Below are 12,601 nucleotides of genomic sequence, written 5' to 3' on the forward strand. Positions count from 1 at the left end.
AATGCATTGAGGCGAAACTTATCTGTGTTTCGCCTCAATAACCTAGAAATATAAAACTTTACTAGAAAAGTAAGAATCGATTAAGAGTTAAGGACTTTAAAGACCTTGCCTGTTCTTGGATGAGCAAAGGTATTATCTTGATCTAAATTAATGACTTTATCAGAAATCACAATTTTAGAAAGTGGCAACCAGTTTTGCTCTATTCCAGCTTCGACAAAGCTTTTCTCATCAATATTTTCATAAATTTGTTCAACCACAATTTCCATACCACACATACTTTTGGCATTTACTTCTTTTAAAATATGGCGCTTTGACATTCTAGTCTGCATTTTTATTATTCGCATCGATAATAATAAAGACTCCTCTGATAAAATATGTAAATTTTAATAATGAAAGTGTTTTTTTATTTTAATCATGCTTTTGCAATAATTAAATGAATAGTTGAGTGATTATTTAATTTAAATATTATATTTAAGTTAATCTATTCAAAATAATTATTACTTTTTATTTTTAATAAAAATTAAAGGGTTCATTATCTGAACCCCTTTTTATTTAACGCTAAACCTTTACAGTGTTATCAAGCTGACCATCATCTTGATTTTTAGCACTGTCTTTACTAATCACTGAGTCAGTATCGCTATCTGTGTTAAAACTCTTACTATTTTTTTGCTTTTTCTTGTACACACACATCCCAATCGCAATACCTGTTCCCAATACTATAATTGACTTTAACATTTCGCACCTCTTCGATTAACGGAGTATTTTTTGAAAAATCAACTTAAATTAATAGCACATAATTTGTTATTTAACGGCTTTCATTTGCTCCGCTTTTGTAAGGTATTTAATTTTTATGTTAATTGAATAGTGTAATAGTTAAAAAAATAAATTTTGATACAAAGTAAAAAGCCTATTCTGTTGTTGAATAGGCTTTTACTGTATTTCAGGATTAAGCAGTATTATGAATTGCTTTAAAACAATCTTATTATCTTTAAATACACTACAAATGTATTTAATGCTGAACTTTTAGTCAAGATGGGATTGAAGGGTTTTACCAATAATTAGTAATTATTATGATGGAAATCACGTTTATATAATTTGGATAAGAAAAAACCCATTTCTACTTCTCATGAAGAAATGGGTAATGTGAAAACCACAAAAGACCTGAAATACTAAATGTTCTTACATTCAGTAAGGTTGAGTTTAGTGAATTTACCGAATGGTTGACAATTAAACCATTTGTATTTTTTTTAGTCATTTCAGCCAATCAAAAAATGCAAATAATTAGTTATGTTCAATATGTTTAGCTCTAAAACTATTCACCCAGAATCCGATAAAGTACGTTTATCCAATTCGTAAAACATAGTTTTTCAATGAGTTCGCTTGAGTAGGCTCGCTGTTGCATGCGATGAATAAGTTTATGTAAGCCCATAACATCTTCAAGCTCAGTCCCGATGAGTGCGCCGTCAAAATCGGAACCAAAAGCTACATGTTCTTCACCAAGTCGATCTAACAAATAATCAAGATGGTCTAAAATTACATCTATAGATGTATTTGCATTACGTTGTCCATCTGATCGTAAAAAAGCAACATCGAAATTCACCCCGACGATACCTTTACTTTCTCGAATAGCTTTAAGCTGCTGGTCAGTTAAATTACGGGCTTGAGGACATAAAGCATGTGCATTAGAGTGTGTTGCTACGATTGGCTGTTGCAATAGATCTACAGTATCCCAAAAAGCCTGTTCATTCATATGGGAAACATCAATCACCATTTTTTTATCAGCACATCGCTTTATAAAGGCTTTGCCGTCTTGGGTAAGACCAGCTCCTGTGTCGGGTGAGTGAGGAAACTTAGCATTCAAACCATGTCCAAACAGACTGGGCCTATTCCAAAGTGGGCCGATACTACGCAGACCTCTGTCATAAAACACATCAAGTAAATCGGAGTTTTGCTGTAAAGCTTCTGCACCTTCCATATGCAGCACAATTCCCAGTTTCTGTGTGTTTACACAGCTCTGAATATCCTGAACAGATGTGCAAATTTGAATGTCCGTAGAACGTTGCGCGAGTTGGTGTGCTATATCGAGTTGCTCTAAGCAAATCTGTTCAATTTGCTGTTGCGTAAAATCAGTAGCATCTTGATCAAAAAGTTTATTGGAATGATGCTGTTGCACATAGCTAAATGGAGGTAAAAAAATGGCAAACATTCCACCAACAAAGCCTGCTTGCTGGCAGCGTTTTAAGTCAAGATGACCTGCTAAACGTTCGTGCAGAAAAGCATGTACAGGATCTGCATGATCACTTAGCCATAAACGCGTTAATGCATCATTATGTCCATCAAAAACTGGAATATGGCTAGGCTTCATGGGATTCCCGCTGCTTGCTATTTATCTGTAATCGTGTGGACTGGAATATTTTGTGAAGCACTTAAAGATTTAGAATTTCTACTGTTCCGAAACACAAGTTGTTGTAGTGGAGCTGCTACATGACTTTCTGTACGTGCTTGTTCAATCATTTGATGATACGGCGATTTCCCACATACAGGATCGGCATTAGCAGCATCGCCGGTCAACATATAGGCCTGACAGCGGCATCCGCCAAAGTCACGATCTTTATCGGGGCAACTGCGGCAGCCTTCAGGCATCCATGCATCGCCACGGAAATGATTAAATCCAGTTGATTTGTACCAGATATCTGACAATGTATGTTCACGGACGTTTGGAAACGAAATTGGTAATTGCCGTGCTGCATGGCAAGGCAGCGCCATACCATCTGGAGCAACTGTAAAGAAGATTTTACCCCAGCCATTCATACAGGCTTTTGGTCTTTCTTCATAATAATCAGGCACTACAAAAATGAGTTTGCAGGGATGATTTTGTGCTTTTAATTTTTCTCGATATTCATTGGTAATCCGTTCGGCACGTATCAGTTGTTCTTGTGTTGGTAGCAAACCTTGGCGGTTTAAAAAAGCCCAACCGTAAAACTGACAAATTGCTAACTCGACTGTATCTGCATTTAGCTCTAGGCAAAGTTCAATAATTTGTTCAATCTGGTCAATGTTATGCCGATGGATTACAAAATTGAGCACCATCGGATAATCATATTTTTTAACCAGTCGGCACATTTCATACTTTTGTTCAAAAGCATACTTTGAACCTGCTAAGGCATCATTTACCACAGGGTCACTAGCTTGAAAGCTCACTTGAATGTGATCTAGCCCTGCTTGCTTTAGATCGGCAATGCGTTGTTCGGTGAGTCCCATGCCTGAGGTAATGAGGTTAGTATAAAACCCTTGTTGATGAGCATGTGCAACCAGTTGTTCTAAATCTTGGCGTACCAGTGGTTCACCACCAGAAAAACCAAGTTGAACGGCGCCCATTTGACGTGCTTGATCAAAAACATCAAACCACTCTTGGGTGGTCAGTTCATTTTTATGCTGAGCGTAGTCCAATGGGTTTGAGCAATATGGGCATTGTAGCGGGCAACGATACGTTAATTCCGCTAATAACCATAAAGGTAGGCCAACACCTTCTGTCATACTAAATCAATCCAGTGTTGCTGTTTTGCGACCAGCATGTAATCTATTACATCTTGATCAATCTCAGCAATATCACCAAATTTTTGCTTTAACTGCGCAATAATTGCAGAAACATTTTGCTGACCATCAATATATTGTCCGATTGCCCCTGCACTTTCATTTAACTTGATCATGCCTTCAGGATATAAAATCACAAAACCATTTTGAGCCGGTTCGAACTGAAAACGGTAACCTTGTCGCCACGTCGGCACAAGGTTTAAATCAAACTGCTCTTTATTCATTTAAATAATCCTTTATGCCAAACCCGTTTGCTAGTTACAGTGTGATACGGTGCTTCATTGTGAACATATGCCAGCGTTAAAGCATCTAAAATGCTCCATAAAATATCCAGCTTAAACTGCAATATTTCAAGCATTCGTTCTTGTTGCTCATGAGTCGTAAATGAATCAAGCGTAATCGTTAAGCCATGTTCAACGTCACGGCGTGCCTGACTTAAACGTGAACGGAAATACTCATAGCCTTTATCATCAATCCAGGGATAGTGCTGTGGCCACGACTCTAGACGTGATTGATGAATTTTTGGGGCGAAAAGTTCAGTTAAAGAACTACTTGCTGCTTCCCGCCATGAAGCACGACGTGCGAAGTTCACATAGGCATCTACGGCAAAACGAACACCTGGTAATACCAGTTCTTCAGAAATCACTTGTTCACGACTCAAGCCCACAGCTTCGGCTAACCGTAACCATGCTTCACGGCCACCGCCATCAGGATATTCACCATCTTGATCGATCATGCGTTGAATCCATTCTTGACGGACGCGCTGGTCTGGGCAATTCGCCATAATGGCTGCATCTTTAAGCGGAATATTAATTTGATAGTAATAGCGGTTTGCAACCCAAGCCTGAATTTGTTGTTGAGTTGCGCGACCTTCATACATCATCACATGAAATGGATGATAGATATGATAATACTGACCTTTATCGATAATAGCTTGTTTAAACTGCTCAGTCGTTAAAGCTTCAGGTGTTTGAGTCATGGTTCACCTTAGAGTTCAATCTGCATGCCATCATAGGCAACTTCTACATTGTTTGCTTTAAGCTCAGCAAACTGGCTAGAGTTTTCATTTAAAATTGGATTGGTATTGTTAATGTGAATGAGCACTTTTTTTGGCGTACTCAGTTGATTTAAATAGGATAGCGAACCGCCTTCACCACTAATGTATAAATGCCCCATTTCACGTCCAGTTTTTTTACCAACCCCTGTTTGTTGCATTTCATCATCTGTCCAAAGCGTTCCATCAATCATGACGCAGTCTGAACTCTGCATAATCTGCATGATTTGATCATCAATTTTTCCAAGACCCGGCGCATAGAACAACTGTTTTTGTGTTTTATGGTCTTTGATAATTAAGGCAATGTTGTCGCCGTCATGTGGGTCATTTCGATGTGGCGAATACGGAGGTGCAGCACTTTTAATGATGAGTGGAATAAATTCTAAACTTTCAAAACCATCAATTTTAAAAGCTTGTTTAGGGTTAATCTCGTGATATTGAAGACCACCATTCCAGTGTTTTAGCATGTTAAAAACTGGAAAGCCGCTCGTTAAATCTTGGTGGACCATTTCTGTACACCATACATTCATTGGACAACCTTCACGTAAGGTCAAAAGCCCAGTCGTATGGTCTAACTGACTGTCCATTAAAATAACGCTCGTTATTCCTGTATCACGCAATTTACGAGCTGGTTGGGCTGCTTTAAATTCGAAAAGCTGCTGACGAATATCAGGTGATGCGTTTAATAAAATCCAGTCTACGCCGTTTTCTGAAACCGCAATTGATGATTGAGTACGGGGTTTGGCATTAATCGTACCTGTACGGACACCATGACAATTCGGGCAATTACAATTCCACTGCGGAAACCCGCCTCCGGCAGCTGAACCTAAAACATAAATATACATAAAATTAATATCTTATTAGAAAGAGATAAGCCCTAGAACAAGACTAGGGCTTATGACATATTTGGATGAAGCTGATTAACGTGCTTCGAAGTACATTGTAACTTCAAAACCAATGCGTAAATCAGTAAAAGCAGGTTTAGTCCATTGCATAAATTATCTCCGGTTAATATTAATCTTATGAAATTAATCACTTGATTAAATTTGATAAGGCAATTAAAAATTTATTCTAAATAAAAAATTGGGATTTGTAGACAGCCTCTAGCTAAGATATTGTTCGATAATTGTGTTTTTTGTCCAAATTTTAATATTTCGAACATATTCAAATAAACTTCTAAAAAGACACAACAGTTTAAAATACTGTTGTGTCTACTGTTTTACCCAGACAAATTCATTAAATGTTGTTGTGCAATATAAAGTTGCTGTCCACGTTTAGGCTGGCATTGCACCCATGTACCATCTGCTTGTAATTCCCAAGCTTGACGATTGTCTTTTAGATAATTATTTAAACCATCTTCTATGATTTGTTTCCTTAATTTTTTATCTTCAATAGGGAAACACGTTTCTATACGAGAGAACAAGTTACGACCCATCCAGTCAGCACTCGCACAATAAACTTTTGTATTACCATCATTATAAAAATAATAAACGCGAGTATGTTCTAAATAACGACCAACAATTGAGCGTACACGAATATTTTCGGATAAACCCGCAACTTGTGGTCTTAAGCAGCAAATCGAACGAATAATTAAATCAATTTCTACGCCTGCTTGTGATGCCTTATAAAGTGCACTGATTAGCTGTGGTTCAGTGAGTGCATTCACTTTAATTATAATGTGGGCTTTTTTGCCTGCGAGGCTATTTTTAGTTTCTTGATCAATTAACTCAAGCAATTGTGAATGTAAGGTAAAAGGTGCATGGAATAGTTTTTTAAGCTTTGCCATTTTGCCCATACCCGTGAGTTCTTGGAAAATTTTATGCACATCTTCACAGATTTCAACATCACTCGTAAGTAAACCAAAATCTGTATAAATCTTGGCATTCACGGCATGGTAATTGCCTGTACCTAGGTGTGCATATCTTTTGATTTTATCTTGTTCACGACGAACAACTAAAATCATCTTGGCGTGAGTTTTATAACCCACAATTCCATAAACGACGACAGCACCAGCTTCTTGTAGTACGTTAGCAACTTCAATATTGGACTCTTCGTCAAAGCGTGCGCGTAACTCAATAACAGCAGTAACTTCTTTTCCGTTGCGAGCAGCTTCTGCAAGAAGTTGAACTATTTCAGAATTTGCACCACTCCGATACAGCGTTTGTTTAATTGCCAATACATTTGGATCTTGTGCCGCTTCTCTAAGAAACTTAATAACAGGTGCAAAAGAGTCAAATGGATGATGTAGTAAAACATCCCCTGCTTTTAATACACTAAAAATCGGTTTCTTATTATAAAGAAGCTGAGGTAAAACCTGTTGGTAGGGTTTATAGCGTAGATCTGGAAAATCAAAATTCGAAATAAAACGGGCTAAATTGACAGGACCATCTACGTAATAAAGATGTTCAGCATCTAAATCAAATTGTTCCAATAAATAATTTGCAATGTCGGCAGGACATTTTTTGCCTACTTCGAGACGGACAGCTTGCCCAAAGCGACGTGAAGATAACTCACCTTTTAAAGCTTCCGCTAAATCTTCTACATCTTCAGACACGGTTAAATCAGCATTTCGTGTTACGCGAAATTGATAACACCCCGTTGCTTTCATACCAGGGAATAAATCTGAAATATGTTGATGGATAATGGCTGATAAAAGAATGTAATGCTCGGCACCACCGGAAATATGTTCCGGAATTTTAACAAGTCTTGGTAATGAACGTGGGGCTGGCACAATGCCTAAATCAATCTGACGGCCAAAAGCATCTTTGCCTTCTAAGGTAACAATAAAATTAAGACTTTTATTGACCAATCGTGGAAATGGGTGTGCTGGATCAAGACTAATTGGAGTAATGACAGGTTGTACTTCTTTAAAAAAGTATTCTTTAATCCATTCTTTATGTTTTTCTAATATGTCAGCATGTTGAATAAAATGAATACCATAGCCTTGTAGTTGCGGCAACAATGTATAATTTAAAATTTTATATTGTTCTTCAACTGCCTCATGCACATTTTTTGAAATTTGTTTTAATACTTCTACTAATGGCAGTCCTTCTGGCCCAGTTGCTTGACTCATTAGGCTAATTTGTTGAATTAGACTTGCTACACGAATTTCAAAAAACTCATCCAGATTGCGTGAAAAAATAATTAAAAAATTTAAGCGTTCAAGCAAAGGATGTTCAATATCTTTTGCTTGAGCAAGCACTCGCTTATGGAACTCTAATAAGGACAGTTCTCTATTAATATAAGTTTCTAAATTATGCTGGGTTGAGCTAGATAAAGTGGGCAATGATGTCATTATTGACTCTTATACTTGGAAAAAAGTTAAAATGAATAAAAAAGAGAAATTTAAAAACCGATTTTACTCACCTATATTTTGTAGATGTTTTATTGCAAATTAATGAATTATTTATGAAAAAATTTAAAATCAGCATTTATTTTAAGCACTTTATTTATTTACTTCCTTACTAGAAGCTTATAAATAATTTTAGCACTAATTTTTTAAAATCACTCTATCTGTAGTTATATTCATTTTTCATCAAATATTCACACTAAAAGCGTATTTTTTTATCCGTCTTAATTGATCAAATGATAAAAAAATGACAAATTTAACAACACTATTTAAAGTAACAACACTTTCTCTGACAATAACGTTATTAGCTGGATGTAATGACGATGATAATGACACAGCACCCGCCCAAAGAAGCAATCAGACCGTAAATATTTTAGCTTTTAATGACTTTCACGGAAATCTTGAACCACCTAAGCGTTATGTCGAAGCACCAAATCCAAATGATGCTGCTCAATCTGTTCGTATTCCTGTTGGTGGGGTAAGTTACTTTGCTGATGCAATTAAAAAACTTAAAGCAGAAAATCCAAATAATGCTGTGGTTTCGGCAGGCGATTTAATTAGTGCTTCCCCACTGACCTCTTCTTTATTTTTAGATGAACCGACAATTGAAGTAATGAATGATATTCAAATTGACTTTAATGCTGTGGGTAATCATGAATTTGACCGTGGTACAGATGAATTACGCCGCTTAAAGAACGGTGGATGTCAGCAATATACTAGCACTGCACCTTGCCAAATTAGTAAAAACTTTAGCGGTGCAAAATTTGATTTTCTTGCAGCTAACGTAGCAATGAAAAATGATGTGAGCAAAACAATCTTTCCTGCCTATAAAGTCAAAACTTACGGCGGTATTCCAGTTGCATTTATTGGTTTAACCCTTAAAGCAACGCCGAGTATTGTTTCGGCAGCTGGCATTAAAGATGTGGAATTCCGTGATGAAGCAGATACGGTAAATGCCTTGATTCCTGAGTTACAAAAACAAGGAATTGAAGCAATTGTTGTAGTAGTTCATGAAGGTGCCGCACCAGGTACTAAGTTTAATGAAAAAACATGTGATGGCTTAAGCGGCCCGATCTTAGGTATTTTAGATAAATTAAATCCGGCAGTTGATATTGTTGTTTCGGGGCATACGCATCAATCTTATATTTGTGACTATGCTACAAAAAATCCGGCAAAACCGTTCTTGCTTACCTCAGCTGGACAATATGGCACGCTTATTACTGACATCAAGGTTGAGCTTGATGGTAAAACTGGTGATGTGATTAAAAAGGATGCTAAACAGGTTCCTATACAAAGTGAAGCATACACATCTGGAACAACCACAGTAAGCCTTACAGATCTCTATCAAAAATTTAGCAAAACGCCAAGCATTGAGGCTATTTTAGATAAGTACCGCCAAGCTGTGACCAACATTTCAAGTCGTGTGGTTGGAACTGCAACAGCGGTTGTAAGTCGTACTCAAGTCGAAAGTGGTGAAAGTCCGCTCGGTATTATGATTGCAGATGCTCAGCAAGCGTTTGCCTTAAAAGCAAGTAATCAAGGCTCTGACTTTACACTCATGAACCCAGGTGGTGTACGTGCCGACCTACTGATTAACAGTAGTAACCGGATTACCTTTGGCGATGTTTTTGCGGTTCAACCCTTTGGTAACTCTATTGTGACTTTGAGCTTGACTGGCAAACAGATTAGAGATGTACTTGAACAGCAGTGGTCTGGTGCAAATGCAAATTCAGCGAGAATTTTACAGCCATCTAAAGAATTAACCTATCAATATGCGGCAAATACTTCTGTTTCACCGCGAGCAAGTAACATTATGGTTGCTGGTTCACCGTTGGTTGACAGTAAAGTATACCGTGTGACGGTAAATAGCTTTTTGGCAGATGGCAGTGACAATTTTACAGTATTAAAAGAAGGTCAAAACCGTGTAGGTGGTGGTCAAGATATTGATGCTCTTGAAAGCTATATTGAAGAAAACTCAAAGAATTCGCCGTTAATTATTCCAGCTACAACTCGAATTAAAGTAATTAAATAATAAGGCACGTCGAATAAAGGACAGCAAAAGCTGTCCTTTATTTTGCTCTATATAAAGATTTTATTCAGTATAAAGGTTAAGCTCAATACTGCTAATGTCTGCTCCAGTATTTGCAAAAATAATTTCCATAACTTCATGGAGTAATTCATTAACTTTCTCATGCTCAAAGTTAGAGGCTTCTGATGTTTTAAGACAAATCAGATTACAGCTCATTTTATCTTTTCTAATTTTGTAGATACTTTTGCTTTTCCCTAAGAATACCCTTTTGATGAGTTTACGATTTTCAAATTCAGATAAAATTCTATAGATCGTTCCTAACGTTATTTTATATTCATTTTTAATTTGAGCATAAATATTGTCTGCGCTTAAACCTTGTGGATTCTGATTTAAGATTTCAAAAACATGTATTCTCGATTTTTTTATCGGTAGTCCGTTTAATAATGATTTTGAAGTTGTCGTCATGATTAATTAGCCTTAATGTTTAGAAGTATAAGATTTATTAAAATTATTTTGTCTACACTTGCTTGAAAATTATGGGTATTTGTTAAAAAAAGCAAAGCCTATTCCCCTATGAATAGGCTTTGAGCTTAGCTTTACCTTAGAAACTATAAGTCGCTTTTACAAAGTAATTGCGACCATAGAGTTTGGTATTAAAGGTTTTATTTTTATCTTCAAGATCAACATCAGTCAGGTTTTTTACACCATAATCCAATGTTAAACGTGGTGAAAGTGGTGACGTAAATGTCACGTCGTAAGTTGTATAAGCTGGTAACTCTTTAGTTGCTGAGTACATTTGTTTACCCACATAACTTACGCCAGCATTTACACGGAAATCTTCAACTGGCGCCCAAGAAATTGAACCATTAGCGAGCCACTCTGGTCGTTCAGTTAAATCTTTACCTGTAGTTTTGTTTTTTGCGTCTAAGTAAGTTGCATTTGCTTTCACACCTAAATTATCGGTGAAGTCATAACCACCAGTAAGTTCAACTCCTTTGAGTTCCGCACGGCTTACATTGGTCCAAATTTTTCTAAAATCGCCTTCTAAACGAGGGTCTCCATCACTTAGGGTAATCGCTTCAATCAGGTTCTTCACATCATTTTGGAAAACGGTAACTCCAGCATTCCAATTTGGTCGAGTCACAATTAAAGAAGCTTCATAGTTGGTGCTTTCTTCAGGATCTAAGTTAGGGTTACCTCGAATATGGCAACTACCACCACATGAGATCATTGAATAATTGATATCTAACTGTGCTGGAGATGGAACCTTATATGCCTGTCCTACACCACCTTTAAGGATGACACCTTCTGCTAACTCATATGTTAAATAGGCTTTGCCTGTTGATTTGCCATCAAAGTCATCAAAATCGTCATAACGACCACCTAAAGTTAATGTCAGTGCATCGTTAATGTGGGTATCGTTTTGAACAAATACACCGTAGCTCTTCTGCTGGTTTTTTCCAGTGCCGATATAACTCACAACATCGGTAATTTTCTGGTCTTTATAATCAAAACCTGCTGTGGTGTTATTCATCAGCCAATCAAAGTTAGCAAAAGCACGTCCAATTAAATTTTCTTGCTTATATTGACGACTTTGCGGTGCATCATACTCGCTGTCGTAATCATAAATTTTGGCTGTTTCTTTACCAATATAAGCTTCTGTTTTACCCCATCCCCATTTTCCGCGGTGCGCAATCCCCACATTGGTACGTTTCATTTCTGATTCTTGAATGGAAGTTGCGGCATCTTGGGTCAGTGGTCGTTTATCGTTGTTATAACCCAAATCTAGGTCTAAAGTTTGTTGGTCGTTGATATCCCAACTTAAAGTACCGTTTACGTTTTTCGTATCTTTCTCTACAAAGTACGCGCCATCTGGATCTGGTTTACCATTTCGATACCATGCATCACGGTTATATGCGTCACCGGCCAAAGTAAAACTTAGATTGTCAGTTAAACCGCCATATAAATTAAATCCGTAACGAAATTGATCTTTACCATTTCCACGGTCGGCTCGATTATATTGCCCAAAGATCGAACCATGAAGCTGCCCATCTTCGGCTTTTTTGGTAATGATATTGATTACACCACCCATGGCATCTGCACCATAAAGTGATGACATTGGCCCACGAATGACTTCAACACGTTCGATACTATTTAAAGGAATTGCACTCCAGTCAAAGTCATTACCTCGCCACATTGCGCCGTTCGATGACATGCGTTTGCCATTGAGTAAGATGAGTGTGTAGTTACCCGATGTGTTGAGCATTCCTCGTATAACAATCTTATCTTGCCCACTATTGTAGTTATAAACCCCAGCTTGTTTTTGTAAAACATCAGCAAGACTAAGTGCTGCACTACGCTCAATCTCTTCACTCGTGATCACACTAATCGATGCGGGTGCTTTATCAACATCTTGTTCTTTTAATGCTGCTGAAACCACAATAGTTTTAAGTTTTTGAACTGGTTCGGTATTGCCCTGCTGTTCACTATCTGTATTTGCTTGAACGGCGAACGGAAGCAGTGTTGAGATGGCGACCACCAGCGCCTTTTTAGTTAACGTCATTTCTCGGCCCTT

Annotated in this window: 12 protein-coding genes; 1 reads left to right on the forward strand and 11 read right to left on the reverse strand. The window is 37.3% G+C overall.

Features of this window, described 5'->3' with window-relative positions:
- Window positions 1–80 precede the first annotated feature (80 nt).
- The 9 genes from F936_RS09930 to ppk1 form a co-directional block, all read right to left on the reverse strand.
- Complete coding sequence (locus F936_RS09930) at window positions 81–317, reverse strand: hypothetical protein (protein ID WP_005040740.1); 237 nt, start codon at window positions 315–317, stop codon at window positions 81–83.
- A 241-nt stretch (window positions 318–558) separates the two neighbouring features.
- On the reverse strand, window positions 559–735 hold the full coding sequence (locus F936_RS18810; RefSeq protein WP_005047146.1) for a hypothetical protein: 177 nt from the start codon (window positions 733–735) through the stop codon (window positions 559–561).
- Between the two features lie 577 nt (window positions 736–1,312).
- Window positions 1,313–2,365, reverse strand: a complete 1,053-nt coding sequence (locus tag F936_RS09935) for a dipeptidase (RefSeq protein WP_005047150.1) — start codon at window positions 2,363–2,365, stop codon at window positions 1,313–1,315.
- Between the two features lie 17 nt (window positions 2,366–2,382).
- A complete protein-coding gene (pqqE, locus tag F936_RS09940) occupies window positions 2,383–3,537 on the reverse strand; it encodes a pyrroloquinoline quinone biosynthesis protein PqqE (RefSeq protein WP_003651749.1) in 1,155 nt (384 codons plus the stop codon).
- A complete protein-coding gene (gene pqqD / locus F936_RS09945; protein ID WP_003651748.1) occupies window positions 3,534–3,818 on the reverse strand; it encodes a pyrroloquinoline quinone biosynthesis peptide chaperone PqqD in 285 nt (94 codons plus the stop codon). Before pqqD ends, pqqE begins: the two co-directional genes overlap by 4 nt.
- Window positions 3,815–4,573 carry a pyrroloquinoline-quinone synthase PqqC gene (gene pqqC, locus F936_RS09950; protein ID WP_005047152.1) on the reverse strand — a complete coding sequence of 253 codons (759 nt, stop codon included), beginning with the start codon at window positions 4,571–4,573 and terminating at the stop codon, window positions 3,815–3,817. The genes pqqD and pqqC overlap by 4 nt, the downstream gene beginning before the upstream one ends.
- 8 nt (window positions 4,574–4,581) lie before the next feature.
- A complete protein-coding gene (gene pqqB, locus F936_RS09955; protein WP_005047154.1) occupies window positions 4,582–5,493 on the reverse strand; it encodes a pyrroloquinoline quinone biosynthesis protein PqqB in 912 nt (303 codons plus the stop codon).
- A gap of 75 nt (window positions 5,494–5,568) precedes the next feature.
- Window positions 5,569–5,643 (reverse strand): pyrroloquinoline quinone precursor peptide PqqA, encoded by a 75-nt coding sequence (gene pqqA / locus F936_RS18815; RefSeq protein ID WP_001982218.1) that lies wholly within the window; start codon window positions 5,641–5,643, stop codon window positions 5,569–5,571.
- Between the two features lie 224 nt (window positions 5,644–5,867).
- Complete coding sequence (ppk1, locus tag F936_RS09960) at window positions 5,868–7,943, reverse strand: polyphosphate kinase 1 (protein WP_005047155.1); 2,076 nt, start codon at window positions 7,941–7,943, stop codon at window positions 5,868–5,870.
- A gap of 301 nt (window positions 7,944–8,244) precedes the next feature.
- Here ppk1 and F936_RS09965 point away from each other — a divergent pair, with 301 nt between their 5' ends.
- Window positions 8,245–10,029: a bifunctional metallophosphatase/5'-nucleotidase gene (locus F936_RS09965; RefSeq protein WP_005047157.1), complete on the forward strand. Its 1,785-nt coding sequence runs from the start codon at window positions 8,245–8,247 to the stop codon at window positions 10,027–10,029.
- Window positions 10,030–10,089: 60 nt separating this feature from the next.
- Here F936_RS09965 and F936_RS09970 read toward each other — a convergent pair whose 3' ends face one another.
- Together F936_RS09970 and F936_RS09975 are read right to left on the reverse strand one after the other, a co-directional pair.
- The gene (locus F936_RS09970) at window positions 10,090–10,491 is read right to left on the reverse strand and encodes a transcriptional repressor (protein WP_004642804.1); all 402 of its coding nucleotides are present in this window, start codon (window positions 10,489–10,491) and stop codon (window positions 10,090–10,092) included.
- A 136-nt stretch (window positions 10,492–10,627) separates the two neighbouring features.
- Window positions 10,628–12,589 (reverse strand): TonB-dependent receptor plug domain-containing protein, encoded by a 1,962-nt coding sequence (locus tag F936_RS09975; RefSeq protein WP_005047158.1) that lies wholly within the window; start codon window positions 12,587–12,589, stop codon window positions 10,628–10,630.
- Window positions 12,590–12,601: the final 12 nt, after the last annotated feature.

Origin of the sequence: Acinetobacter calcoaceticus DSM 30006 = CIP 81.8 (genome assembly GCF_000368965.1) — a bacterium.
Lineage (GTDB): Bacteria > Pseudomonadota > Gammaproteobacteria > Pseudomonadales > Moraxellaceae > Acinetobacter > Acinetobacter calcoaceticus.

What these genes read in the sequence shown, in the direction of transcription:
- F936_RS09930 (WP_005040740.1), bottom strand. Translation starts at nt 317, where the DNA reads ATGTCAAAGCGCCATATTTTAAAAGAAGTAAATGCCAAAAGTATGTGT.
- F936_RS18810 (WP_005047146.1), bottom strand. Translation starts at nt 735, where the DNA reads ATGTTAAAGTCAATTATAGTATTGGGAACAGGTATTGCGATTGGGATG.
- F936_RS09935 (WP_005047150.1), bottom strand. Translation starts at nt 2,365, where the DNA reads ATGAAGCCTAGCCATATTCCAGTTTTTGATGGACATAATGATGCATTA.
- pqqE (WP_003651749.1), bottom strand. Translation starts at nt 3,537, where the DNA reads ATGACAGAAGGTGTTGGCCTACCTTTATGGTTATTAGCGGAATTAACG.
- pqqD (WP_003651748.1), bottom strand. Translation starts at nt 3,818, where the DNA reads ATGAATAAAGAGCAGTTTGATTTAAACCTTGTGCCGACGTGGCGACAA.
- pqqC (WP_005047152.1), bottom strand. Translation starts at nt 4,573, where the DNA reads ATGACTCAAACACCTGAAGCTTTAACGACTGAGCAGTTTAAACAAGCT.
- pqqB (WP_005047154.1), bottom strand. Translation starts at nt 5,493, where the DNA reads ATGTATATTTATGTTTTAGGTTCAGCTGCCGGAGGCGGGTTTCCGCAG.
- ppk1 (WP_005047155.1), bottom strand. Translation starts at nt 7,943, where the DNA reads ATGACATCATTGCCCACTTTATCTAGCTCAACCCAGCATAATTTAGAA.
- F936_RS09965 (WP_005047157.1), top strand. Translation starts at nt 8,245, where the DNA reads ATGACAAATTTAACAACACTATTTAAAGTAACAACACTTTCTCTGACA.
- F936_RS09970 (WP_004642804.1), bottom strand. Translation starts at nt 10,491, where the DNA reads ATGACGACAACTTCAAAATCATTATTAAACGGACTACCGATAAAAAAA.
- F936_RS09975 (WP_005047158.1), bottom strand. Translation starts at nt 12,589, where the DNA reads ATGACGTTAACTAAAAAGGCGCTGGTGGTCGCCATCTCAACACTGCTT.